This is a genomic window from Pseudomonas sp. OV546, assembly GCF_900116845.1.
Classification (GTDB): Bacteria; Pseudomonadota; Gammaproteobacteria; order Pseudomonadales; family Pseudomonadaceae; genus Aquipseudomonas; species Aquipseudomonas petroselini.
In genome coordinates, this window is sequence record NZ_FPCE01000006.1 from 325,991 (window position 1) to 348,833 (window position 22,843).

25 protein-coding genes are annotated in these 22,843 nt (G+C 60.8%); 12 read left to right on the forward strand and 13 right to left on the reverse strand.

What is annotated here, in order from left to right; translation table 11 throughout:
- Positions 1-106 precede the first annotated feature (106 nt).
- From BM403_RS16490 to BM403_RS16510, 5 genes are all read right to left on the reverse strand, one after another.
- The gene (locus BM403_RS16490; RefSeq protein WP_015885111.1) at positions 107-478 is read right to left on the reverse strand and encodes a glutathione S-transferase N-terminal domain-containing protein; all 372 of its coding nucleotides are present in this window, start codon (positions 476-478) and stop codon (positions 107-109) included.
- A 102-nt stretch (positions 479-580) separates the two neighbouring features.
- A complete protein-coding gene (gene folE / locus BM403_RS16495) occupies positions 581-1,126 on the reverse strand; it encodes a GTP cyclohydrolase I FolE (RefSeq protein ID WP_003442011.1) in 546 nt (181 codons plus the stop codon).
- Positions 1,127-1,204: 78 nt separating this feature from the next.
- Positions 1,205-1,762, reverse strand: a complete 558-nt coding sequence (locus tag BM403_RS16500) for a Smr/MutS family protein (RefSeq protein ID WP_015885110.1) — start codon at positions 1,760-1,762, stop codon at positions 1,205-1,207.
- 75 nt (positions 1,763-1,837) lie between these two features.
- Complete coding sequence (locus BM403_RS16505) at positions 1,838-2,158, reverse strand: hypothetical protein (RefSeq protein WP_015885109.1); 321 nt, start codon at positions 2,156-2,158, stop codon at positions 1,838-1,840.
- 141 nt (positions 2,159-2,299) lie between these two features.
- Positions 2,300-2,890: a cysteine hydrolase family protein gene (locus BM403_RS16510; protein ID WP_015885108.1), complete on the reverse strand. Its 591-nt coding sequence runs from the start codon at positions 2,888-2,890 to the stop codon at positions 2,300-2,302.
- Between the two features lie 239 nt (positions 2,891-3,129).
- Between BM403_RS16510 and prmB the strand changes: the two genes are divergently transcribed.
- On the forward strand, positions 3,130-4,038 hold the full coding sequence (prmB, locus tag BM403_RS16515; protein WP_093543767.1) for a 50S ribosomal protein L3 N(5)-glutamine methyltransferase: 909 nt from the start codon (positions 3,130-3,132) through the stop codon (positions 4,036-4,038).
- Positions 4,039-4,107: 69 nt separating this feature from the next.
- Here prmB and BM403_RS16520 read toward each other — a convergent pair whose 3' ends face one another.
- A complete protein-coding gene (locus tag BM403_RS16520; RefSeq protein ID WP_015885106.1) occupies positions 4,108-4,914 on the reverse strand; it encodes a hypothetical protein in 807 nt (268 codons plus the stop codon).
- 98 nt (positions 4,915-5,012) lie between these two features.
- Entirely contained in the window at positions 5,013-5,975 is a 963-nt protein-coding gene (locus BM403_RS16525) for an alpha/beta hydrolase (RefSeq protein WP_093543769.1), read from the reverse strand.
- A gap of 143 nt (positions 5,976-6,118) precedes the next feature.
- On the opposite strand from BM403_RS16525, the gene aroC reads away from it, so the two are divergent.
- The 4 genes from aroC (at position 6,119) to BM403_RS16545 (ending at position 9,466) form a co-directional block, all read left to right on the forward strand.
- Entirely contained in the window at positions 6,119-7,210 is a 1,092-nt protein-coding gene (aroC, locus tag BM403_RS16530) for a chorismate synthase (protein WP_064052765.1), read from the forward strand.
- An 85-nt stretch (positions 7,211-7,295) separates the two neighbouring features.
- Positions 7,296-8,459, forward strand: coding sequence for an MFS transporter (locus BM403_RS16535; protein WP_093543805.1), 1,164 nt, complete (start codon positions 7,296-7,298; stop codon positions 8,457-8,459).
- Positions 8,456-8,986: a 1,2-dihydroxy-3-keto-5-methylthiopentene dioxygenase gene (locus BM403_RS16540; RefSeq protein ID WP_093543771.1), complete on the forward strand. Its 531-nt coding sequence runs from the start codon at positions 8,456-8,458 to the stop codon at positions 8,984-8,986. Before BM403_RS16535 ends, BM403_RS16540 begins: the two co-directional genes overlap by 4 nt.
- Before the next feature lie 210 nt (positions 8,987-9,196).
- Positions 9,197-9,466 carry a response regulator transcription factor gene (locus BM403_RS16545; protein ID WP_093543773.1) on the forward strand — a complete coding sequence of 90 codons (270 nt, stop codon included), beginning with the start codon at positions 9,197-9,199 and terminating at the stop codon, positions 9,464-9,466.
- A 58-nt stretch (positions 9,467-9,524) separates the two neighbouring features.
- On the opposite strand, the gene BM403_RS16550 is transcribed toward BM403_RS16545, so the two are convergent.
- Positions 9,525-9,803 (reverse strand): DUF3509 domain-containing protein, encoded by a 279-nt coding sequence (locus tag BM403_RS16550; RefSeq protein ID WP_003172952.1) that lies wholly within the window; start codon positions 9,801-9,803, stop codon positions 9,525-9,527.
- A 395-nt stretch (positions 9,804-10,198) separates the two neighbouring features.
- On the opposite strand from BM403_RS16550, the gene BM403_RS16555 reads away from it, so the two are divergent.
- The 5 genes from BM403_RS16555 (at position 10,199) to BM403_RS16575 (ending at position 15,920) form a co-directional block, all read left to right on the forward strand.
- Positions 10,199-12,025 (forward strand): long-chain-acyl-CoA synthetase, encoded by a 1,827-nt coding sequence (locus BM403_RS16555; protein WP_093543775.1) that lies wholly within the window; start codon positions 10,199-10,201, stop codon positions 12,023-12,025.
- Between the two features lie 113 nt (positions 12,026-12,138).
- The gene (locus tag BM403_RS16560; protein ID WP_015885099.1) at positions 12,139-12,654 is read left to right on the forward strand and encodes an ankyrin repeat domain-containing protein; all 516 of its coding nucleotides are present in this window, start codon (positions 12,139-12,141) and stop codon (positions 12,652-12,654) included.
- Between the two features lie 41 nt (positions 12,655-12,695).
- Complete coding sequence (locus BM403_RS16565) at positions 12,696-13,226, forward strand: hypothetical protein (RefSeq protein WP_015885098.1); 531 nt, start codon at positions 12,696-12,698, stop codon at positions 13,224-13,226.
- A 68-nt stretch (positions 13,227-13,294) separates the two neighbouring features.
- Positions 13,295-13,486 carry a PLDc N-terminal domain-containing protein gene (locus BM403_RS16570; protein ID WP_015885097.1) on the forward strand — a complete coding sequence of 64 codons (192 nt, stop codon included), beginning with the start codon at positions 13,295-13,297 and terminating at the stop codon, positions 13,484-13,486.
- Positions 13,487-13,832: 346 nt separating this feature from the next.
- Complete coding sequence (locus tag BM403_RS16575) at positions 13,833-15,920, forward strand: LTA synthase family protein (RefSeq protein ID WP_015885096.1); 2,088 nt, start codon at positions 13,833-13,835, stop codon at positions 15,918-15,920.
- 54 nt (positions 15,921-15,974) lie between these two features.
- Here the strand turns inward: BM403_RS16575 and BM403_RS16580 are convergent, their stop codons facing one another.
- Entirely contained in the window at positions 15,975-16,127 is a 153-nt protein-coding gene (locus BM403_RS16580; protein WP_015885095.1) for a DUF3309 family protein, read from the reverse strand.
- Between the two features lie 330 nt (positions 16,128-16,457).
- Here BM403_RS16580 and BM403_RS16585 point away from each other — a divergent pair, with 330 nt between their 5' ends.
- Positions 16,458-17,273, forward strand: coding sequence for an SDR family oxidoreductase (locus BM403_RS16585; RefSeq protein WP_093543777.1), 816 nt, complete (start codon positions 16,458-16,460; stop codon positions 17,271-17,273).
- Positions 17,274-17,402: 129 nt separating this feature from the next.
- Positions 17,403-17,606, forward strand: coding sequence for a carbon storage regulator CsrA (gene csrA / locus BM403_RS16590; RefSeq protein ID WP_015885093.1), 204 nt, complete (start codon positions 17,403-17,405; stop codon positions 17,604-17,606).
- 2 nt (positions 17,607-17,608) lie between these two features.
- On the opposite strand, the gene BM403_RS16595 is transcribed toward csrA, so the two are convergent.
- The 4 genes from BM403_RS16595 to BM403_RS16610 are packed head-to-tail and all read right to left on the reverse strand — an operon-like array spanning position 17,609 to position 22,614.
- Complete coding sequence (locus BM403_RS16595; RefSeq protein ID WP_003236706.1) at positions 17,609-17,836, reverse strand: YheU family protein; 228 nt, start codon at positions 17,834-17,836, stop codon at positions 17,609-17,611.
- Between the two features lie 59 nt (positions 17,837-17,895).
- Positions 17,896-19,080, reverse strand: a complete 1,185-nt coding sequence (locus tag BM403_RS16600) for an osmoprotectant NAGGN system M42 family peptidase (RefSeq protein WP_015885092.1) — start codon at positions 19,078-19,080, stop codon at positions 17,896-17,898.
- Positions 19,081-19,104: 24 nt separating this feature from the next.
- Positions 19,105-20,838 (reverse strand): N-acetylglutaminylglutamine synthetase, encoded by a 1,734-nt coding sequence (gene ngg, locus BM403_RS16605; RefSeq protein WP_015885091.1) that lies wholly within the window; start codon positions 20,836-20,838, stop codon positions 19,105-19,107.
- Positions 20,839-20,841: 3 nt separating this feature from the next.
- Complete coding sequence (locus BM403_RS16610; RefSeq protein ID WP_015885090.1) at positions 20,842-22,614, reverse strand: N-acetylglutaminylglutamine amidotransferase; 1,773 nt, start codon at positions 22,612-22,614, stop codon at positions 20,842-20,844.
- Positions 22,615-22,843 lie beyond the last annotated feature (229 nt).

Consider the following 22,843-nt stretch of genomic DNA (forward strand, 5'->3'; position numbering starts at 1 on the left):
GTGGGAGGGGGCTTGCCCCCGATGGCGGTGTATCAGTCAACTTATGTGTGACTGACACTCTGCTATCGGGGGCAAGCCCCCTCCCACATTGGTTATCCAGTGTCTGTCAGACCGCCGCGAAACGTTTGTCGAGGTAATCAATGATCACCTTGGAGTCATACATCCAGGTGGTCTGGCCGTTTTCTTCAATGCGCAGGCATGGCACCTTGATCTTGCCACCTTGCTCCAGCAGGGTCTGGCGGTCTTGCTCATTATTCTTCGCATCCTTCAAGGCCACCGGTACGTTCAGGCGGTGCAGGGTGCGGCGGGTCTTCACGCAGAACGGGCAGGCGTGGAACTGGTAGAGGGTCAATTCCTTGGCCGCTGCGTTCACCTGCGCCTGCTGTTCGGCGGGGCGCTGTTTTTTGCGCGGGCGGGTCAGGTAGTCGCCCGCGATGATGACGTGGCCGAGGCCGACTCGAAGTGCTTTGACGAACATGGCTGAAACCTCTTGCCCATGACAGATGGGGCCGCAGCTTACCTTAATTCTGCAGGCGAAAAAAAACCGGCGATGAACGCCGGTCTTTTCCTACGCAGCCTGTTACTTGATCAGGCTGAGGAATTCGCTACGGGTGGCCGCGTTTTCGCGGAACTCACCCAGCATCACCGAGGTGATCATTGACGAATTCTGTTTTTCCACGCCGCGCATCATCATGCACATATGCTTGGCTTCAATCACCACGGCCACGCCCAGGGCACCCGTCACTTGCATCACCGCGTCGGCGATCTGGCGGCTGAGGTTTTCCTGGATCTGCAGGCGGCGCGCATACATGTCGACAATCCGCGCGACCTTCGACAGGCCCAACACTTTGCCGCTCGGGATATAGGCGACATGAGCCTTGCCGATAAACGGCAGCAGGTGGTGTTCGCACAGCGAGTACAACTCGATGTCCTTGACCAGCACCATTTCGCTGTTGTCGGAGCTGAACAAGGCACCGTTGGTGACTTCTTCCAGTGTCTGCTCATAGCCGCGGCAGAGGTACTGCATGGCCTTGGCGGCACGTTTTGGCGTGTCGAGCAGGCCCTCGCGGGAAACGTCCTCGCCGAGTTGGCCGAGGATCGCGGTGTAATTCTGTTCCAGGGACATGAAACTACCTGTGGGATTTTCGCAAAGCGCAAGGTTACGGTGGCGGACACATCGCTGCAAGCCTGACGATGGCACTTGTTACTCGTCGCGCCCTTCCATCATGGTGCGCTTGAGCATCACATACACCGCACCCGCGCCGCCGTGGCGGGCCTGGCACGAGGTAAAGCCGAGCACCTGCGTGTGCTGGCGCAACCAAGTGTTGACGTGGCTCTTGATCATGGGGCGTTTGCCGTCCAGCCGCACCGCCTTGCCGTGGGTAACGCGTACGCAGCGGATTTCGAACTTGGTCGCTTCGGCGAGGAAGGCCCACAGGGTTTCCCGTGCTTTCTCCACGGTCATGCCGTGCAGGTCGAGGCTGCCCTCGAACGGGATCTGGCCGACCTTGAGCTTGCGCATCTGGCTTTCCTGTACGCCGTCGCGGGCCCACATCAGCTCGTCTTCGGGGCCGACGTCGATCACGAACTGGTCCGACAGGCCGTCCACCGTGGTGGCATCGGTGCGTACGGTCGCGGCCTGGCGCAGCTTGGCGATCTGCGCACGGTCAGCCTTGGGTTTGCCCGTGTCGGCGCGGTCGTGTTTGATCGGCTTGACGCCGCGCAGCTCATTTTTGAACAGGGAAAAATCGTCGTCTTGCATGTCAGCCTCCGCGAAGGGCGGGCAGTTTACCTAAATCGCGGCGGCCAGGGCGCAGGAAACGCTATCCAAGCGCCATCAGTCGTGCTTTTTCATCAGGTGTGAAGCGATGTTCAGCGACAACGGCTGACGCATCTTCCGACGGCTACGGCGCCACAACCACACGCCCAACCACAGCACCAATAGTCCGATCACTGCCAGGATTGCCGAGCCACCTGGGCTGGCATTCAGTTCGCCAAGGGCCGGCGAGTGACCGAACAGACCGGCGCCACCAGCGCCGGCCAACAGCACACCTACAATCGCCAGCAGCGCGGCAATGCCGGCCACCAGGCGCAGACGCCAGTTGCTCGGGCCCTTAGGGCGCAAGCGACGAGCATCAAAACCATCGGATATCTTCATTCCGACCTTTCCTCCAGGGTATCGGCCCTTCGACCGGACAATACACAGGTTGTTCCTGTACCCGAGGCAATTGCAGCAAATGACAGGCATTTGCTGATGAGCGGAGACATAAACAGGTCGCGCCGCTCATCAGAAGAACGATCAGATCAGATCTTTGGTCAGCGCCAGGGTGGCGAAGTTGTCGGCCATGATGGCCATTTCGGTCTGTTGCACATGTTCGGCGCTCAGGATGCCGCCTTTGTAAGGCAGGTCACGGGTGGCGCAGGCGTCTTCCACGAGGGTGCAGCGAAAGCCCAGGTTCTTGGCGGCGCGCACGGTGGTGCTGACGCTGGAGTGGCTCATGAAACCGCAGACGATCAGGTCCAGCGAGCCGAGGTCCTGCAGGTGCTTTTCCAGCCCGGTGCCATGGAACGCGCTGGGCAGCAGCTTGCCGATGATGGTTTCGTCGCCTTCAGGCGCGAGCCCCGGGATGAACTCGCCGCGCTCGCCCTGCGGGTCAAACAGGCCGCCAACGGTGCCCAGGTGGCGCACATGCACGATCGGGCGCCCGGCGTTGCGGGCTGCGGCGACCAGTTGCTTGATATTGCCAACCGCTGCGTCCATGCCCGAGAGGGCGAGTGGACCGCTGAGGTATTCCTTCTGGGCGTCGATGATCACGAGGGTCGCATGGCTGAGGTTCGCTGCTGCGTAACCACGACCGCTGAGTTGAAACATCGTCTTTGGAACGGACATTCTGGGGCTCCTGTGAGGGGGGCTTTTGTGACATTGTCCACTGGCTGAGCGGTTCTGTGAATCGCTACCATCGTAAGGTACGCCGTTGTTGGCGTGCAGCCATGTCAAGAGGTGTGCGTGTTTAACCCAATGATGGCAATTTGGATGAATTCCGACGGATGGCGAAGGGGTTTCGTACATCGTCGGTACCGGTGAAGACTGTTAGAATCGCCAGTCGTTTTTTCCAGGAGTTTGCCCCCGTGATCACTTCCCGCCTGCGCACCTTGCGCGACCACATCCGATGGGCTATCAGCCGTTTCCATGGGGAAGAGCTGTTTTTCGGGCATGGTACCGACAATGCCTGGGACGAAGCCCGGCAATTGGTGCTCGGCGCCTTGCACCTGCCGTGGGAAATTGCCGACAGCTACCTGGATTGCAACCTGGAAGAAGAAGAGATTTCCCACGTTCAGCGTTTGCTGCATCGCCGCATCCATGAGCGCGTGCCCACCGCTTACCTGCTGAAAGAGGCCTGGTTCTGTGGCATGTCGTTTATCGTTGATGAGCGCGTGCTGATCCCGCGTTCGCCGATCGGCGAGCTGATCGAAAACCGCTTCGAACCCTGGCTGGCCCAACCGCCGGCACGCATCCTCGACCTGTGCACAGGCTCCGGGTGCATCGGCATCGCTTGCGCCTATGAGTTCCAGGACGCCGAAGTGGTGCTGGGGGACTTGTCCTTCGAAGCCCTGGAAGTGGCCAACCAGAACATCGAGCGCCATGGCGTCGACGAGCGCGTGTACACCGTGCAGGGTGATGGTTTCGACGGTCTGCCGGGCCAGCGCTTTGACCTGATTGTGTCCAACCCGCCGTATGTGGATGCCGAAGACTTCGCCGACATGCCGGATGAATACCAGCACGAACCGGAACTGGGCCTGGCCTGCGGTGATGATGGCTTGAACCTGGTGCGGCGCATGTTGGCCGAGGCGGCGGACCACTTGACCGAGAAGGGTTTGCTGATTGTTGAAGTGGGCAACAGCCAGGTGCATGTCGAGGCGCTGTACCCGGAAGTGGACTTCGCCTGGCTGGACTTCCAGCGCGGTGGGCACGGGGTGTTCATGTTGACGGCGGAGCAGTGCCGCCAGCATCAGGCCGTCTTCGCCGCCCGCGTTTAAACCGGTCAATGTGGGAGGGAGCAAGCCCCCTCCCACCGCTGGAACCGGTACAGTCAGGTACGCCCCGACTTACCGGTGCGTGGCAATCCAGATCAACAGCCCGGCCTGAAACACCGTGAACGCCACCAGGCACGTGATGGTAAAGCGCAGCCCGCTGTCTTCACGCTTGAACTTGGTGACCTTTTCCTCTTCCTTGCGCAGCTTCACTTCCTGCTCCATCAGGTTCTGCTCGGCCTGTTGCAGCATCTGCGCCGCTTCGAGAATCTCCACGAACTGCACTTTTTCGGTGTTCCAACTGTCCAGCACATCGCTGACCTTGCCGGGCTGCACGTTGCCCTTCAGGTGCTGCACATCGGCGTAGGCCACATCAAAACCCTGGACACGCAGGAAATGATCGCGGCGCAGGCGGGTGGCTTCGTTCAACGCGTCTTTGTTGGCCAGGTCGACACCGTCGACGCGGTAATGTGACCACTTCTTCTTCGCCCAGGCGGCGCCTTGAGCGACCAGGAAGCGCCCGATGCCTCGGTTGGCCGGTTCGATTTCCAGGCTGTTGCCAGGGCCGAAGTGCACGCGGTGTTTGTCGTGATCGACCCAAATGTCCAAGTGGTTCTGCTCACGGCGCACCCGCTGGCCCGGCAGTTGGATGACCATGCGCAACAGGCTGTGGTGTTTGTCATTGCGCTCGGCATAGCCGAACTGCACGAACCGCAACGGCCGCACACCGGTGGCGCGGTCGATGGCCAGGGGCGCCAACCGCAGCATCTTGAAATGCTCGGCCTGAACCTCCGCCCACGGCAGGGGCGCCGTGTCGACGGCCTCGGTTTTTTCAGCCGGGCTCTCGGCAGTCGGTTCCGGTGTTGCTTCAGTGGTTGTCATGCGTGCGATCCTGTCCAAACCCAGCCAGTCGACAGTCTTTTTACTGTCGACCCTGGGCTTATCGGCCGTTTTTGTCAGGACTGGAGGCAATTTGTCGTTTAACGGGGCTGAAGTCCGTCGATAAAGCGCACCAGGCGACTGCCCAGCTCGGCGGCGAGAGGCAGTTGCGGGTCATTGTAGGAGGCCAATTGTTGCTTTACGTCGTTGGGCACGATGCGCATCACGTGGTTCATGCCTTCGATCACCGTCAACTGGGCGTCGGGCTTGGCTTTTTTCAGCTGTTGGGCGTCGCCGACGCCCACCTGGATGTCGTTGGTGCCCTGGATGATCAGCGCGGGCATACGCAGCTTGGCGAAGGCTGCCGAGGGATCGGCGCGAAACAGGCTGATCAGGTAGGGCTGCACACTGGGTCGGAAAATACCTTCCAGCGGGCCAGGCACATCGGCATCCACCTGGCCGGCCTTGAGGTGATCGAGGATCTCATTACTGCGCAGCAACAGGGCCGGGGGCAAATGATCAGCCAGTTGCTGGCGGATCACCTGGTCCACGGGGCGAGCGCTGCCGGACAATGAAATAACGCCTGCCGGATCGAGTTGCGGCGCGGCAAGGGCGGCCACCAGGGCGCCTTCGCTATGGCCCAGCACAATCAGCGGGCCCATGCGTTTGTCGGCCTTGAGCAGTTTGCCCCAGGCCACTGCATCGGCCACATAGGCGTCCAGGGTCAGGTTGCGTTCATCCGGCGTGGCGGCCAGGCTCGCGGCCACACCGCGCTTGTCGTAGCGCACGCTGGCGATGTTATGCCGCGCCAGTACCCAGGCCAGGCGCTTGAGGCTGTCGTTGCGCGCGCCGTCGGCGCTGTTGCCATTGCGGTCGGTGGGGCCGGAACCGGCGATGATCAGCACCACCGGCAGGGGGGTGTCCGACTGGGGCAGCAACAGCGAGCCAAACAGCTCGCCACTGCCGGTGTCCAGGCTGATGGGCCGTTGCAGCACGACAGGGGAGGCGGCGAAGCCAAGGCTGGAAAACAGAGTGAGGGTCAAAAGCAGAACTCGAAGCATCATCGCGCCATCATGAGGAAGGTGCCGGTTGGACCAAGGTCTACCGGTAAGGTTTCGAGGATGAACTAGTCGGTTAGCCTGCGTATACTGGCCGCCTTAAGTTATTACGGTTGACTTGATTCAACTGATTTCACGGAGCGCCCTGCATGTCCGGCAATACCTTCGGCAAGCTGTTCACTGTCACCACCGCGGGCGAAAGCCATGGCCCGGCGTTGGTCGCCATTGTCGACGGCTGCCCGCCCGGCCTCGAGCTGTCCTTGGAGGACTTGCAGCGTGACCTCGACCGCCGCAAGCCCGGCACCAGCCGCCACACCACCCAACGCCAGGAACCCGACGAAGTCGAAATTCTCTCTGGCGTGTTCGAAGGCCGCACCACCGGTTGCGCCATCGGCCTGCTGATTCGCAACACCGACCAGAAGTCCAAGGACTACTCAGCGATCAAGGACCTGTTCCGCCCGGCTCACGCCGACTACACCTACCACCATAAATACGGTGAACGCGACTACCGTGGCGGCGGCCGCAGCTCGGCCCGCGAAACGGCCATGCGTGTGGCCGCGGGTGCCATCGCCAAGAAATACCTGGCCACCCAGGGCATCATTATTCGCGGCTACATGAGCCAGTTGGGCCCGATCGAAATCCCGTTCAAAACCTGGGACAGCGTCGAAGACAATGCTTTCTTCAGCCCCGACCCGGACAAAGTACCGGAGCTGGAGGCCTATATGGACCAGCTGCGCCGCGACCAGGATTCCGTCGGTGCCCGAATCACGGTGGTGGCCGAAGGCGTTAAACCCGGCCTGGGCGAGCCTATCTTCGACCGCCTCGACGCTGAACTGGCTCACGCGCTGATGAGCATCAACGCGGTCAAGGGTGTAGAGATCGGCGCCGGCTTTGCCTGCGTGTCCCAGCGCGGCACCGAGCACCGCGATGAGCTGACCCCGGAAGGTTTTCTCAGCAACAACGCAGGCGGCATCCTCGGCGGTATTTCCTCCGGCCAGCCGATCGTGGCGCACCTCGCGCTCAAGGCGACTTCCAGCATCACCACGCCGGGCCGTTCGATCGATGTGCACGGCAACCCGGTGGACGTGATCACCAAGGGCCGCCACGACCCGTGCGTCGGCATCCGTGCCACGCCGATTGCCGAAGCAATGATGGCCATCGTGCTGATGGACCACTTGCTGCGCAACCGTGGGCAAAACGCCGATGTACGCGTGAGTACGCCGGTATTGGGCCAGCTGTGACAGCCTGTCATGGCAGGCGCGCTTGCTGTCGTTGTAGTGAGCGAGCTTGCTCGCGCTGGGCTGCGAAGCAGCCCCAAAAATCGACATGACGCCCCCACTTCCCTACTGGCGCCTCTCCAGCTTCTACCTCTTCTACTTCGCCCTCCTCGGGGCGACCGCGCCTTTCCTGGCGCTGTACTTCGATCACCTGGGGTTCTCCAGCGCGCGCATCGGCGAGCTGGTGGCCATCCCTATGCTGATGCGCTGCGTGGCGCCCAACCTGTGGGGCTGGCTGGGCGACTACACCGGTCGGCGCCTGGCGATCGTACGCTTTGGCGCGGTGTGCACCCTGGCAAGTTTTTCGCTGATCTTCGTCAGCCACACCTACGCCTGGCTGGCCCTGGTGATGGCTTTGCATGCGTTCTTCTGGCATGCGGTGTTGCCGCAGTTTGAAGTGATCACCCTCGCGCACCTGCAAAAACAGACCTCCCGCTACAGCCAGGTCCGCCTGTGGGGCTCCATCGGTTTCATCCTCACCGTGGTAATCATGGGTCGCCTGTTCGATTGGCTGAGCCTGGACATCTACCCGGTCGTCGTCGTGGTGATCATGGCCGGCATCATTGGCGCCAGCCTGTGGGTGCCGAATGCGCAGCCCACCACCCACGGCAATCGCCTGGCTGGCGATGGCTTCCTGAAACAATTGCGCAGCCCTGGCGTGCTGGCGTTTTATGCCTGTGTGGCGTTGATGCAAATGAGCCATGGCCCGTATTACACCTTCCTGACCCTCCACCTTGAGCACCTGGGCTACACCCGTGGCGTGATCGGCCTGCTGTGGGCCTTGGGCGTGGTGGCGGAAGTGCTGATGTTCCTGGCGATGAGCCGCATCCTCTCGCGCTTTTCGGTGCGCCGGGTGCTGCTGGCCAGTTTCCTGTTGGCGGCGCTGCGTTGGTTGCTGTTGGGCTCGTTTGCCGAGTTTTTCTGGGTGTTGTTAGTGGCGCAGGTGATGCACGCCGCCACTTTCGGCAGTTTCCATGCCGCGGCGATTGCCTTTGTGCAACGCAGTTTTGGCGATAAGCAACAAGGCCAGGGCCAGGCGTTGTACGCGGCCTTGGCGGGGACCGGCGGTGCGCTGGGTGCCCTTTATTCCGGTTACAGCTGGAACCTGTTGGGGCCGACCCTGACCTTCAGCATCGCCAGCGTCGCGGCCCTGGCCGCCGCCGCTATCATCGGTTTTCGATTGCAAGAGCAGAACCAAGGAACCCTTCAATGAGCTATGTCGCTGTTTACTCCGCCGCTTCACCGGACACGCCGAACAAGGTCCTGACCCATTTTGACGATATCGCCGCGACCCTGGCGGAGCACGGCGTGCGCTTTGAGCGCTGGCAGCCAAGCCCGATAGGGCAAGGGGCCAGTGACGCTGAAATGATTGCGGCGTACCAGATGCACATTGATGCCCTCGGCTACGAGGCTATTGAGGTGGTACGCGTGACCAGCGATCACCCGCAGAAGGATGAGCTGCGTGCGCAGTTTCTTGACGAGCGCTGCTACAGCGAAGATGAGGTGCGTTTTTTCATCGCGGGGCAGGGTTTGTTTTCCCTGCACATTGGCGACTACGTGTACGCCGTGCGCTGTGAAAAAAATGACCTGTTGGTGATCCCGGCCGGTATCAAGCACTGGTTCGATATGGGCGAGAACCCGCATTGTGTTGCCTTGCGGTGTTTCAATACCGCACAAGGGCAGGTGCCCCTATTGACGGGCGACACTATCGCCCGGCACTTCCCTGGCTTAGACGACTAACCGCGATTTATCAGAAACTACAATCCCTATAGGTTGGAAGTTGCTGTGGGAAGAAACTTAAACTTCTGTAAGGCTCGGCTGTTTATTCTGGGCCCTGCGCCTTAATACCACTCGTTATGTAACTCTCTCCGGCATCAACGTTTATGTCGCCTGTCAATAGGAGGAATCCGAATGTGGCGCGGCAGAGACAGAAAATAAGGAGAGGATTGAATGAGCGCCCCAACGGAATTATTGATACCACCGTATTCGGTGCCCAATGCGGTCAGACGACGTCTGAACCTGGCGGGAAAACCGCTGACCCCGGCGGAGTTAGAGATCCTGCGCTGGGCCTCGGAAGGCAAGACCGTCTGGGAGATCAGCCAGATTCGCACCACGTCCGAAGCCACGGTGAAATTTCACTTGCGCAATATCTACGGCAAGCTGGAAGTCAGTAACCGTGTGCAGGCGATGAACGAAGCGGCGCGTCAGGGACTTTGCTGAAGGCAAAAAAAGGGCCGCGACACTCAACGGTGTCACGGCCCTTTTTACTGCCTGGCGTTTAAGCCGAATGATAAGTCGGCAGGGCAAAGCGGTTCTGGCTTTGCAGCATGGAAATCTGCGGCAGCTCGCTGGCTTGTTCCGCCAGGTCGCGGCGAATGGCGCTGATCACCCAGGTCAGCTGATCGGCAGTGTGCAACTGCTGATAGGAAATCGAACGCTTGACCTGTTTACCTTCGCTGTTGCGCAGCGTCAGCAGGATACCGCCGTCTGGGCGAGGCTGGGTGGTGACGTCGTAGTTGGAGAATACTGAAGCGAATTTATCTTGGATCAGGCTCATGTCTATCAGCTCCGTTGGCTCAAGTTGGCAAGCATGGAGTGATAGGTGCAGTGATTGTGCCATCTAGCGGTTAGCTAAAATATCGTTATAAAACAATCACTTAAAAAAATAACAAATTTTCGATTTCGTGCAATTTGCATGAATGGCCATCATGCATCCTGCATTTTGCGTGGCTCAGCCGGGTTGAGTGGGCGCGCCTCATTCTTAAATGACTGCGCCAGCACCGCGAAATTCCTTTTATCAGCGGTCGCCCCTTGGGATACAAAACTTTTCAAATCCCGCGTGTACAGCCGAAGAAGGGCTGACGTATTTTCCTGCAATGCACTCGGTCTCTCGCCTATGGGCGCGCGGGTGTTACAGGATCATTCGAAGAATAAGAAAAAGGACGTTCCTCCATGAGCCACTCGCAAAATGACATGATCACCTGGCGCATGATGCTGCGTAAGGTGCCCGCGATTGTGCGTGCCTTGCCGCGCGTGGTGCGAGGGATGCGTGCTGCCAATGTCACCGACCCCGAGCAGCCCTGCGGACTGGGCTGGCACTTCGAACAAGCCACCCTGCGTAACCCGCAGGGAACCGCCTTGCTGTATGGCGACCGTGTGATCAGTTACACCGAAGCCAACCAGCAGGCCAATCGCATCGCCCGCCACCTGCAAGAAAAAGGCATCGGCAAGGGCGATGTGGTGGCGATGTTTATTGAAAACCGTCCCGAATTATTGTTGAGCGTGCTGGCCGTGGCCAAGCTGGGCGGTGTCTGCGCCATGCTCAATACCGCGCAAACCCACGGGGCGCTGGTGCACAGCCTGACGCTGGTGAGCCCGGCGGCGATTGTGGTGGGGGCGGAATTGGTGGCCGCCTATGAGGCGGTGCGCGATCAGGTGGCGATCCCTGCGCAGCGCAGCTGGTTCGTCGCGGAGCAGCAGGGCGCGGCGGTGCCCGAGGGGTACAGCGACCTGATGGCCGCCAGCGCTGAATGTCCGGTGGAGAACCTCGCCAGCGCAGCGCAGATCTTCTTTAACGATCCCTGCTTCTATATCTACACTTCCGGCACGACGGGATTGCCCAAGGCCGGCATCATGAAACATGGCCGCTGGACCAAGACCGCCATCAGCTTCGGCCGCATTGCCCTGGACATGGGGCCGGACGACGTCCTCTATTGCACCTTGCCGCTCTACCATGCCACCGGCCTGTGTGTGTGCTGGGGCTCGGCAGTGGTCGGGGCGTCGGGCTTCGCCATTCGGCGTAAATTCAGTGCCAGCCAGTTCTGGGGCGATGTCCGCAGATTCGAGGCGACCACCCTCGGTTATGTCGGCGAGTTGTGCCGGTACTTGCTCGATCAGCCAGCCAGCGAAAACGACCGTGATCACCGCGCGACCAAGATGGTCGGCAATGGCTTGCGTCCTGGCGTGTGGGCGCAGTTCAAGGCGCGTTATGGCGTCGAGCATGTGTGCGAGTTGTATGCCGCCAGCGACGGCAATATCGGCTTCACCAACGTATTGAATTTTGACAACACCGTCGGCTTTTGCCTGCAGCACTGGGCGCTGGTGGACTACGGCCACGACACCGGTGAGCCGCTGCGTGGCAGCGATGGTTTCATGCGTAAAGTGAAGAAGGGCGGGCAGGGGCTGTTGTTGGCAAGGATCGATGAAAAATCTCCTTATGACGGCTACACCGACCCGGAAAAAAACCGCAAGGTGATCCTCACTGACGTGTTTGAGAAGGGCGACCGCTATTTCAACACCGGCGATCTGGTGCGCAGTATTGGCTTCGGCCACGCGCAATTTGTCGACCGCTTGGGGGATACCTACCGCTGGAAGGGCGAAAACGTCTCCACCACCGAAGTGGAAAACGTCCTGTTGCAGCACCCACAGATCGCCGAAGCAGTGGCCTATGGGGTGGAAATCGAAAACACCAATGGTCGCGCCGGGATGGTTGCCATCACCCCGAGCGAATCCCTGGCCGCGCTGGACATGCGTGAGTTACTGCAATTTGCCCACGGTCAGTTGCCGCACTATGCGGTGCCGCTGTTTCTGCGGATCAAGGTGAAGATGGAAACCACGGGCACCTTCAAGTACCAGAAGGTACGGCTCAAGGAGGAAGCGTTCGACCCGGACAAGGCGGGCAATGATCCAGTCTACGCCTGGCTGCCGGGGTCGGATTGCTACGTGCCAGTGACCGGCCAGTTGTTGGCGCAGATTCAGGGTGGGCACTTTCGTTACTAAAGGCAGCGCTATTGAATATGCCTATGGGGGCTTTTGACAAAAAAGCCATGACAGGTGGGAACTCCATCGCGACACTGGGCGCCTATAAAGGACCACACACGGAGCCGTCCCACATGTCAGACCAAGCCAAACAGATGACCGACGACGAAGCCGCAGAATTTGCCGAGCAGGTGTTTGACGTTGCCCGCAAAGGCGACGCCGCCATGCTCGCCGCGTTGCTGGCCAAAGGCTTGCCGGCCAACTTTCGTAACCACAATGGCGACACCTTGCTGATGCTCGCGGCCTACCACGGCCATGCCGAGGCGGTAAAAGTGCTGCTGGAATTCAAGGCCGATCCGCTGATCGCCAATGACAAGAACCAATTGCCGATCGCCGGTGCGGCGTTCAAGGGCAACCTGCCAGTGGTCAAGGCGCTGATCGAAGGCGGTACGCCGGTCGAGGCGGCCTCTTCCGACGGCCGTACCGCGTTGATGATGGCAGCGATGTTCAATCGCGTTGAAATGGTCGACTACCTGCTCGGCCAGGGCGCGAACCCCAAGGCCACCGATGCCCAGGGCGCGACGGCATTGGCCGCCGCGCAAACCATGGGCGCGGTGGATACGGCGGCGCAATTGCAAAAACTGGTGTAGGCTTTGCGCCCTCGAAAACCAGCCCGCTACAGGATCACCCCATGAAAGCCGCCCTCGTCGAACTTATCAGCAACATCAGCGCCGGCGTCATGGGCGAGGACGAGGTGGCGCGTATCGCCGATGAAGCGGCGCAGGCCTACGCGGACCCGGTGGCGTTTCTGGCGGCCAACCCGGATATCAACTACGACGACACATTCCCCATTCCGTTGGGGGAGTGGGTCGTGGTTGGCAGCCTGCCGGACACCGTGGTGTTCCAGGCCGACACCTACGGCGACCTGTTCGCGCAGATCGTCGCGTCGTTCGGCCCAGGCGTGGCGTTCAATCTCACGCCCAAGCAACTGGCCAAGACCGAAGCCCTGACGGCCCTGAACCGTATCCAGATCCAGATGAGCGCGCTCAGCCCGGAAGACGGCGGCTATGTGCTGCTCAACTTCAGCCAACCGTTGGATGACGAGATCCAGGCCGTGTTGGTCTACGGTAACGACCTGCCGCGCGTGCTCGAGCTGTGTGCCGAAGTCGGCATCAAGGCCGAACCCTCCCTGGAAGCGCTGAAAGTTGCCGTCCACGTCTGAAATAAAACGGAACCCCGGCCAGGGCTGGCTATCCTAAAGGTGCATGCCCTCACTTTAGGAGCAACACCATGGGTTCCACTTTTAATGGCTTGATCGGGCTGATTATCCTGGCGCTGGATATCTGGGCGATCATCAACGTATTCAAAAGCGGCGCGAGCACGGGCGCCAAGGTGCTGTGGATCCTGTTGATCCTCCTGCTGCCGGTGCTGGGCCTGATCATCTGGGCGATCGCCGGGCCACGGGGAAATGTGCGGCTCTAGAGTGAGCACAATCCATGTAGGCGCGGGCTCGCTGTGGTGACCGCGCTTGTTGTGGTGAGCGGGCTTGCCCCGCGCTGGGCTGCGAAGCAGCCCCATCCGATCTACAGTAAACCCTCACCACACCCCTGAGATTTGTGTATCGAAATATTCGCTGCACACAATTTTCACATCTTATCCAAGACAATTCGCCGGTTGAATCTCCCTGCCAAGGCCCTGCCTCAAGGTGTCTTAAACGCGGGACGGCGCTGCTCGTTCAGTAATTAATAGCCTTGCTGTGATTGATCGGGCACCATTCGCGCCACTGCACCACTTCGTCACTTAAACTTCCAATGGGTCCTGAAACGACATGGCAAACCCGGACGCCCTGAGTCAGCAGCGAGCTTCTAATCGCCTGCTGCAACCGACCGTCAAATCCCATCTGGCGTACACGCTGCTCTGCGCACTGGTCATGATGGTGATGTTCTCCCTGCTGCGCCTGGCGCTGCTGGTCTACAACCGCGAGATGATCCTTGATACGCCGGCCTCGACCTTCCTTGAAGCGTTCGCCAACGGCCTGCGCCTGGACCTGCGTCTGGTGGTGTACCTGATCATTCCGTTGCTGCTGGCACTGTTCAGCGTACGGGCAATGGCAGCCCGCGGGTTCTTTCGTTTCTGGCTGACCGTGGCGTCCAGCATCGCCCTGTTCCTGGGCCTGATGGAAATGGACTTCTACCGTGAGTTCCACCAGCGCCTCAACGGCCTGGTCTTCCAGTACGTGAAGGAAGACCCGAAAACCGTGATGAGCATGCTCTGGTACGGTTTCCCGGTGGTGCGCTACCTGCTGGCCTGGGCCGTGGGCACGCTGATCCTCAGCATGGCGTTCAAAGGTGCCGACCGTGCGACACGCCCGCGCGGCCCCTTCAGCGGTGGCAGCATCGGCACCCGCCAGGTCGCGCCGTGGTACTCGCGCATCGCGGTGTTCGTGGTCTGCCTGCTGATCGCCGTGGTCGCCGCTCGTGGCACCCTGCGCCAGGGCCCGCCGCTGCGTTGGGGTGACGTGTACACCACCGACTCGAACTTCGCCAACCAGTTGGGCCTCAATGGCACGCTGTCGCTGATCGGCGCGGCCAAGGCCCGCTTCTCGGAACACCGGGATAACACCTGGAAAGCCACGCTGGAGCAGCCGCTGGCAACCCAGACCGTGCGCGACATGCTGGTGCTGCCGACAGAAAAACTGGTGGATACCGACACCGCCGCCGTGCGCCGTGAGTTCACGCCACCGGCCGAGAAAACCCTGCCGATCAAAAACGTCGTGGTGATCCTGATGGAAAGCTTCGCCGGTCACTCGGTGGGGGCGCTGGGTCGTCCGGGCAATATCACGCCGTACTTCGACAAACTGTCCAAGGAAGGCCTGCTGTTCGACCGCTTCTTCTCCAACGGCACCCATACCCACCAGGGTATGTTCGCGACCATGGCGTGCTTCCCGAACCTGCCCGCCTTCGAATACCTGATGCAGACCCCGGAAGGCAGCCACAAGCTGTCGGGCCTGCCGCAGTTGCTCAGCGCACGCAAGTTTGACGACGTGTATGTCTACAACGGCGACTTCGCCTGGGACAACCAGTCGGGCTTCTTCAGCAACCAGGGCATGACCAATTTCATCGGTCGCAACGACTTTGTCGATCCGGTGTTCTCTGACCCCACCTGGGGCGTGTCCGATCAGGACATGTTCAACCGTGGCCTGGAAGAGTTGAAAGCCCGTGAAGGCGGCAAGCCGTTCTACGCGTTGCTGCAAACCCTGTCCAACCACACGCCTTACGCTTTGCCGACCCCGTTGCCGGTGGACAAAGTCACTGGCCGTGGCAGCCTCGACGAGCATTTGACCGCGATGCGCTACTCCGACTGGGCCCTGGGTCAGTTCTTTGAGAAAGCCCGCAAAGAGCCGTATTTCAAGGAAACCCTGTTCGTGATCGTCGGCGACCACGGCTTCGGCAACGAGCAGCAAATCACCGAAATGGACCTGGGCCGCTTTAACGTGCCGATGCTGATGATCGCGCCGGGCATGCAGGAGAAGTTCGGCGAGCGCAACCATACCGTCGGTACTCAGATCGACATCGTGCCGACCATCATGGGGCGCCTGGGCGGCGAGACCCTGCACCAGTGCTGGGGCCGTGACCTGTTGAACCTGCCGGAAGGCGATAAAGGTTTCGGCGTGATCAAGCCATCGGGCAGCGACCAGACCGTGGCATTGCTCACCGGCGACCGTGTACTGGTACTGCCCAAGGAAATGCCACCGAAGCTGTGGGAATACGAACTGGGCGCCAACCCGACCGGTAAAGTGATTGCTGAATCGCCGGACGAGGCGGCACTGAGGCAGAAACTTGAGTCGTTCCTGCAGACGGCTACCAAGAGCCTGTTGGATAACACCGCCGGTGTGATTGACGGCAAGCCGGATTAATTAACCGGCAATAAAAAAGAGGCCTTTAAAAGGCCTCTTTTTTTTGCCCGGCGTTTATATCCGACCGAGCAACAACAGCACCAGCAGGACCACCAGTACCACACCCAGGATGCCCGACGGGCCATAACCCCAGTTACGCGAGTGAGGGAACACTGGCAGACCACCGACCAGCAGGAGGATCAAGATAATGATCAGAATGAGGCTCATGGTTTTTTTTCCTTATTGGCCTTCTGCAAAGACCGGTTATTTAACGATAGGCCCGCAGTTTATTAACGAACGCCTTAACAACTCCGACTGGTGCCCCTGGTGGAAAATTCAGTATTTTTTTAAAGCATTTCGCACACTTGCTTATTTCTTTTAATGCAGTTCGCAACTGCGCCCGATTAGTTGAAAAATATTGAACTTAGGCTATACGCAACCCTCCGACCCAGCCGCTGGTTTGCCAGGGGCATTCATCAATCTGATGGTGGGTGGGGGCTGGAAAAACCTTCGCTACACTGCCGGTCACTTCTTCCGTGAACCACAAGGCTACTTTCTATGCAAAATCGCATGATGATCACTGGCGCCGGGTCCGGCCTGGGTCGTGAAATCGCGCTGCGTTGGGCCCGCGAGGGTTGGCAGTTGGCCTTGTCGGATGTCAGCGAGCCGGGGCTGCAGGAAACCCTCAAATGGGTGCGTGAAGCCGGGGGTGATGGCTTCGTCCAGCGTTGCGACGTGCGCGACTACAGCCAGCTCACTGCATTCGCCCAAGCCTGCGAGGTAAAGCTCGGCGGGGTTGATGTGATCGTCAACAATGCCGGCGTCGCCTCGGGAGGCTTCTTTGCCGAACTGTCCCTGGAGGACTGGGACTGGCAGATCGCAATCAACCTGATGGGCGTGGTCAAGGGGTGCAAGGCGTTCCTGCCGCTGCTGGAAAAGAGCAAGGGCCGTATCATCAACATCGCGTCCATGGCCGCGCTGATGCAGGGGCCGGCGATGAGCAACTACAACGTGGCCAAGGCTGGCGTGGTAGCGCTGTCGGAAAGCCTGCTGGTGGAACTCAAGCAACAGGAGGTCGGCGTGCATGTGGTCTGCCCATCGTTCTTCCAGACCAACCTGCTCGACTCGTTCCGTGGACCGACCCCAGCGATGAAGGCCCAAGTGGGCAAGCTGCTGGAGAGTTCGCCGATCTCGGCGGCGGATATCGCCGATTACATCTATCAACGCGTCGCGGCGGGTGAGTTCATGATCCTGCCCCACGAACAGGGGCGCATGGCCTGGGCGTTGAAGCAGAAGAATCCGCAGTTGCTCTATGATGAAATGACCACTATGGCCGACAAGATGCGCGCCAAGGCTCAGGCTGCCAAGGCCTGAGCCGGTAGCGGTCTGTCAGGTAATTTACCTGCGTACGTAGGGCCTGCCTGATTTCGTCGCAAGCCATTGATGCTCCGACACCGAGCGCGCATGGTCGAGGTCCTTTCATTGCTAATAAGGACATCCGCCATGCTGGTCTTAAGCCGCGCCGTAGGCGAAGTCATCTCTATCGGTGATGACATCGCCGTACACATTCTTGAATTGAACGGCAGCCAAGTGAAATTCGGTGTGGAGGCGCCGAACGGGGTGCATGTACACCGTGCCGAGGTCTACCAGAAGATCCGCGATCGGCTGGGCGCCACGACCCATCCGGTGCCGGTGCCCAATCTCTGATCTCAGTCGAACAGATGCTTGGGCACGTCGTGCTTGAGCATCAACTGGCACTGCTCGCTGTCCGGGTCGAACACGATCAGCGCCTGCCCCTTGGTGAGCGCCTGGCGTACGCGCAGCACGCGGGTCTCCAGGGGCGTGTCGTCACCATTGTCGGTGCCGTCACGGGTGACGAAGTCTTCGATCAGGCGCGTCAGCGTGTCGACTTCAAGTGCATCGTAGGGAATCAGCATACAAGCCTCGGGTGATGGATCCCGGCGATCCTACTGCGCCGGGATCAGAGTTGCCAGCGTCAGGACTTATTGCCGACCAGGCTGTCCACCGAGGGCACGCGTGTGTCGCTCTCCATCTGCGTCTCGTGCTCGATCTGATGACTGAACCGATCCAGCGAGCCCTGGGCCGGTTGCGCATCGCTGGCGAACACCGGCGGGCTGAGAATGTAGGCGCCCAACAGGCGACTCAGCGCCGCGAGGCTGTCGATATGGGTGCGCTCATAGCCGTGGGTCGCATCGCAACCAAACGCCAGCAGCGCAGTGCGGATGTCGTGCCCGGCGGTCACGGCCGAGTGCGCATCGCTGAAGTAATAGCGGAACAGGTCGCGGCGCACCGGCAGTTCGTGGTCAGACGCCAAACGTAGCAAGTGACGGGACAGGTGATAGTCATACGGCCCGCCGGAGTCCTGCATGGCCACGCTCACCGCATGCTCGCTGGAGTGCTGGCCGGGAGCGACCGGAGCGATATCGATGCCGACAAATTCACTGACGTCCCAGGGCAGGGCGGCCGCTGCGCCACTGCCGGTTTCTTCGGTGATGGTGAACAGCGGGTGGCAGTCGATCAGCAAGGGCTCGCCACTGTCGACGATGGCCTTGAGCGCGGCGAGCAGGGCGGCGACGCCGGCCTTGTCGTCCAGGTGGCGGGCGCTGATGTGCCCACTCTCGGTGAATTCCGGCAGCGGGTCGAAGGCCACATAGTCGCCGATACCAATGCCCAGGGAGTCGCAATCGGCACGGGTCGCGCAGTAGGCGTCGAGGCGCAACTCGACGTGGTCCCAACTCACCGGCATTTCATCCACGGCGGTGTTGAACGCGTGCCCGGAGGCCATCAACGGCAACACGCTGCCACGGATCACGCCATTATCGGTAAACAGGCTGACGCGGCTGCCTTCGGCAAACCGGCTCGACCAGCAACCTACGGGCGCCAGGCTCAGGCGGCCGTTGTCCTTGATCGCACGCACGGCGGCGCCGATGGTGTCCAAGTGGGCGGACACCGCACGGTCAGGGCTGTTTTTCTGGCCCTTGAGGGTGGCGCGGATGGTGCCGCGCCGGGTCATCTCGAAGGGGATGCCCAGTTCTTCCAGGCGCTCGGCGACATACCGCACGATGGTGTCGGTAAATCCGGTGGGGCTGGGAATGGCGAGCATTTCCAGTAGGACTTTTTGCAGGTAATTCAGATCCGGTTCTGGGATGGTTCGGCTCATAAAGACTCCTGGGGTTCGGATCGTTCAGCTATGGGGAAACAGCAAATCCACAAATTTTTCCGCGGTAGGCTGCGGTTCATGATTGGCCAGGCCGGCCCGTTCGTTAGCTTCGATAAACACGTACTCGGGCTGGTCGGCGGCAGGCACCATCAGGTCCAGGCCGACCATGGGGATGTCCAGGGCGCGGGCGGCGCGTACGGCGGCGTCCACCAGCGTGGGGTGCAGGATGGCGGTGACGTCTTCCAGGCAACCGCCGGTGTGCAGGTTGGCGGTACGGCGCACGGCCAGGGTTTTGCCACGTGGCAGGATGCTGCTGTAGTCATAGCCGGCCGCGTGCAGGGTGCGTTCGGTTTCGGCGTCGACAGGGATTTTGCTTTCGCCATCAGTCGCCGCCTGGCGACGACGGCTCTGGGCTTCGATCAACGCGCCGATGGAATGTTGACCGTCACCGGTCACTTCCGCAGGACGACGAATCGCAGCCGCAACCACCTCGAAACCGATCACCAGGATGCGCAGGTCCAGGCCTTCATGAAAGCTTTCCAGCAGCACACGGCTGTCAAACTGGCGCGCCGCTTCAATCGCCTGCTGCACCTCTTCGATGCTCTGCAAATCCACCGCCACGCCCTGGCCTTGCTCACCGTCCAGCGGCTTGACGACGACGCGCTGGTGCTCGTCGAGGAACTCCAGGTTGTCATCGGCGCTGCCCGCCAGTTGTTGCGACGGCAGTTTCAAACCGGCCGCCTTGAGCACTTTGTGGGTCAGGCTCTTGTCCTGGCACAAGGTCATGCTGATGGCGCTGGTCAGGTCGCTCAACGACTCACGGCAACGCACACGGCGCCCCCCGTGACTGAGGGTGAATAAGCCCGCGTCGGCGTCATCCACCTGCACATCGATACCGCGCCGATGCGCTTCTTCGACGATGATCCGGGCATAAGGGTTAAAGCCTGCCTGCGGACCCGGGCCGAGAAACAGCGGCTGGTTGATGCCGTTCTTACGTTTGATCGCAAAGGTGGTCAGCGCCCTGAACCCCAGCTTGGCGTAAAGGTTCTTGGCCTGGCGGTTATCGTGCAGCACGGACAGGTCCAAGTAGCTCAGGCCACGGCTCATGAAGTGTTCCACCAAGTGGCGCACCAGCACCTCACCCACGCCAGGGCGGGTGCACTGCGGGTCCACGGCCAGGCACCACAGGCTGCAGCCGTTTTCCGGGTCATGAAAGGCTTTCTGGTGGTTGAGGCCCATGACGCTGCCGATCACCGCGCCGCTGTCTTCATCTTCCGCCAGCCAGTAGACAGGCCCACCGGCATGGCGCGGCGTAAGGCGTTCGGCGTCGACGGGCAACATGCCGCGTCCTTGGTAGAGCTGGTTGACGGCCAGCCAATCGGCTTCGGTCTGCACCCGACGAATGCGGAACCCGCGAAATACCCGGGTGGCCGGCCGATAGTCGGTGAACCACAGGCGCAGCGTGTCTGACGGGTCGAGGAACAGTTGCTGCGGATCGATCCCGAGAATCTGCTGCGGTGCAGCCACATAGAGTGCGATGTCGCGCTCGCCCGGCTGTTCATTCAGCAGTTCCTGGGCCAGGGTCGCCGGGTCGGGAAAGGTGTGCCCGATCAACAAGCGGCCCCATCCGCAATGCACGGCAATCGGCTCGGCGGCCAAGGGGCTGCCATCTTCCGCCAGGCGGGCCTGCAGGCGCTCATAGGTCGGCGCCTGGCCCTTCAACAAGCGTTGGCTGTAAGCCGCTGCGAGAGGTTTCATTACTCAGATTCCTTGTTCGCTGAGCCACAGGTTCAGCGCCGCCAGTTGCCACAGCTTGGAGCCGCGCAGCGGGGTCAATTGGCCTTGCGGGTCGGTCAGCAAGCGGTCGAGCATGGCGGGATTGAACAGGCCGCGATCCTGGCTCGGGTCCAGCAACAATTCACGCACCCAGTTCAGGGTATCGCCCTGCAAGTGTTTGAGGCCTGGCACGGGGAAGTAACCTTTCTTGCGGTCGATCACTTCGCTCGGGATCACCCGGCGCGCGGCCTCTTTCAACACCTGCTTGCCGCCGTCGGGCAACTTGAATTTGCCGGGTACACGGGCCGACAGCTCAACCAAGCGGTAGTCGAGGAACGGCGTACGCGCTTCCAGGCCCCAGGCCATGGTCATGTTGTCGACGCGTTTGACCGGGTCGTCCACCAGCATGACCGTGCTATCCAGGCGCAGGGCTTTGTCCACTGCCGCATCCGCGCCGGGCATGGCGAAGTGCTCGCGCACGAAGTCACCGGCGGCGTCGTTGGCGGTCAGCCATTTGGGCGCGACGGTGGCGGCATAGTCGTCGTAGCTGCGGTCGAAAAACGCATCGCGATACGCGGCGTAGGGATCGGCGGCGCCGTCCACCTGCGGGTACCAGTGGTAACCGGCAAACAGTTCGTCGGCGCCCTGGCCGCTCTGCACCACTTTGCAATGCTTGGCCACTTCCCGTGACAACAGGTAGAAAGCGATGCAGTCATGGCTGACCATCGGCTCGCTCATGGCACGGAACGCCGCCGGGAGTTGCTCGATGATCTCGCTTTCGGCGATGCGCAATTGATGATGACGGGTGCCGTAGTGCTTGGCGATCAGGTCCGAGTACTGGAACTCGTCGCCACGCTCGCCACCGGCGTCTTCAAAGCCGATGGAGAAGGTCGACAGATCTTGCACGCCGACTTCACGCAGCAAGCCCACGAGCATGCTCGAATCGACGCCGCCGGACAGCAGCACGCCGACATCCACGGCGGCGCGTTGGCGGATGGCCACGGCTTCGCGGGTGCTGTCGAGTACGCGGTCAGTCCAGTCTTCCAGGCTCAGGTTGCGTTCGTCGTCATGCGGGCCGTAGGGCAGGGTCCACCAGGTTTTCTGCTCGGTCTTGCCGTTGGCGTCGATGCGCATCCAGCTCGCCGGCGGCAGTTTTTCGATGCCTGCCAGCAAGGTACGGGGCGCGGGCACCACGGCGTGGAAGTTCAAGTAGTGATTGAGTGCCACCGGATCGAGGATCGGGTTGATATCCCCGCCTTTGAGCAGCGCCGGCAAGGCCGACGCAAAGCGCATGCGCTGGCCGGTGCGCGACAGGTACAGCGGCTTCACGCCCAGACGGTCACGGGCAATAAACAGGCGTTGGGCATCACGTTCCCAGATGGCGAACGCGAACATGCCATTGAGCTTGGGCAGCAGCGCTTCGCCCCAGGCGTGATAACCCTTGAGCAGCACTTCGGTGTCGCCGCCGGAGTAGAAGGCGTAGCCGAGGGCTTCCAGCTCTTCTCTCAGTTCAGGGAAGTTGTAGATCGCGCCGTTGAACGCCAGGGACAGCCCCAGTTGGGCGTCGACCATCGGTTGGGCAGAGCCATCCGACAGGTCCATGATTTTCAAGCGCCGATGGCCCAGCGCCACAGGCCCCTGGGCATGAAAGCCCCAGGCGTCAGGCCCACGCGGGGCCAAGTGATGGGTGATGCGCTCAATAGCTGCCAGGTCGGCAGGTTGGGCATCGAAACGTAACTCTCCAGCTAATCCGCACATAAATTCCTTACCGGTTTTTCCGTTGGGGAGGGATGAAATACTGCACGCCAAAAAGGCCGGGCGTTGAGAAACTGACCCGTGTGGTGGATGGGAGTTTTAGAACGATCGGTTATAAGGCGATTGGGCATCAGTGCGCTAATGAGCCAAGGGAGGGGTGTTAGATAGCTAGGCGCAATAGCCTTGAGCCCGTTGATAAGGTCTGGCGAAATACCCGCCATACGGACGATTG

Excerpts from the sequence above, each read along its gene's own strand:
- BM403_RS16575 (WP_015885096.1), top strand. The coding sequence starts at position 13,833 with ATGGCAAACCCGGACGCCCTGAGTCAGCAGCGAGCTTCTAATCGCCTG.
- BM403_RS16555 (WP_093543775.1), top strand. The coding sequence starts at position 10,199 with ATGAGCCACTCGCAAAATGACATGATCACCTGGCGCATGATGCTGCGT.
- BM403_RS16580 (WP_015885095.1), bottom strand. The coding sequence starts at position 16,127 with ATGAGCCTCATTCTGATCATTATCTTGATCCTCCTGCTGGTCGGTGGT.
- BM403_RS16570 (WP_015885097.1), top strand. The coding sequence starts at position 13,295 with ATGGGTTCCACTTTTAATGGCTTGATCGGGCTGATTATCCTGGCGCTG.
- BM403_RS16520 (WP_015885106.1), bottom strand. The coding sequence starts at position 4,914 with ATGACAACCACTGAAGCAACACCGGAACCGACTGCCGAGAGCCCGGCT.
- ngg (WP_015885091.1), bottom strand. The coding sequence starts at position 20,838 with ATGAAACCTCTCGCAGCGGCTTACAGCCAACGCTTGTTGAAGGGCCAG.
- BM403_RS16560 (WP_015885099.1), top strand. The coding sequence starts at position 12,139 with ATGTCAGACCAAGCCAAACAGATGACCGACGACGAAGCCGCAGAATTT.
- BM403_RS16535 (WP_093543805.1), top strand. The coding sequence starts at position 7,296 with ATGACGCCCCCACTTCCCTACTGGCGCCTCTCCAGCTTCTACCTCTTC.
- csrA (WP_015885093.1), top strand. The coding sequence starts at position 17,403 with ATGCTGGTCTTAAGCCGCGCCGTAGGCGAAGTCATCTCTATCGGTGAT.
- BM403_RS16600 (WP_015885092.1), bottom strand. The coding sequence starts at position 19,080 with ATGAGCCGAACCATCCCAGAACCGGATCTGAATTACCTGCAAAAAGTC.
- BM403_RS16540 (WP_093543771.1), top strand. The coding sequence starts at position 8,456 with ATGAGCTATGTCGCTGTTTACTCCGCCGCTTCACCGGACACGCCGAAC.
- BM403_RS16610 (WP_015885090.1), bottom strand. The coding sequence starts at position 22,614 with ATGTGCGGATTAGCTGGAGAGTTACGTTTCGATGCCCAACCTGCCGAC.
- BM403_RS16595 (WP_003236706.1), bottom strand. The coding sequence starts at position 17,836 with ATGCTGATTCCCTACGATGCACTTGAAGTCGACACGCTGACGCGCCTG.
- BM403_RS16545 (WP_093543773.1), top strand. The coding sequence starts at position 9,197 with ATGAGCGCCCCAACGGAATTATTGATACCACCGTATTCGGTGCCCAAT.
- aroC (WP_064052765.1), top strand. The coding sequence starts at position 6,119 with ATGTCCGGCAATACCTTCGGCAAGCTGTTCACTGTCACCACCGCGGGC.
- BM403_RS16585 (WP_093543777.1), top strand. The coding sequence starts at position 16,458 with ATGCAAAATCGCATGATGATCACTGGCGCCGGGTCCGGCCTGGGTCGT.
- BM403_RS16490 (WP_015885111.1), bottom strand. The coding sequence starts at position 478 with ATGTTCGTCAAAGCACTTCGAGTCGGCCTCGGCCACGTCATCATCGCG.
- folE (WP_003442011.1), bottom strand. The coding sequence starts at position 1,126 with ATGTCCCTGGAACAGAATTACACCGCGATCCTCGGCCAACTCGGCGAG.
- BM403_RS16500 (WP_015885110.1), bottom strand. The coding sequence starts at position 1,762 with ATGCAAGACGACGATTTTTCCCTGTTCAAAAATGAGCTGCGCGGCGTC.
- BM403_RS16550 (WP_003172952.1), bottom strand. The coding sequence starts at position 9,803 with ATGAGCCTGATCCAAGATAAATTCGCTTCAGTATTCTCCAACTACGAC.
- BM403_RS16525 (WP_093543769.1), bottom strand. The coding sequence starts at position 5,975 with ATGATGCTTCGAGTTCTGCTTTTGACCCTCACTCTGTTTTCCAGCCTT.
- BM403_RS16505 (WP_015885109.1), bottom strand. The coding sequence starts at position 2,158 with ATGAAGATATCCGATGGTTTTGATGCTCGTCGCTTGCGCCCTAAGGGC.
- BM403_RS16510 (WP_015885108.1), bottom strand. The coding sequence starts at position 2,890 with ATGTCCGTTCCAAAGACGATGTTTCAACTCAGCGGTCGTGGTTACGCA.
- BM403_RS16565 (WP_015885098.1), top strand. The coding sequence starts at position 12,696 with ATGAAAGCCGCCCTCGTCGAACTTATCAGCAACATCAGCGCCGGCGTC.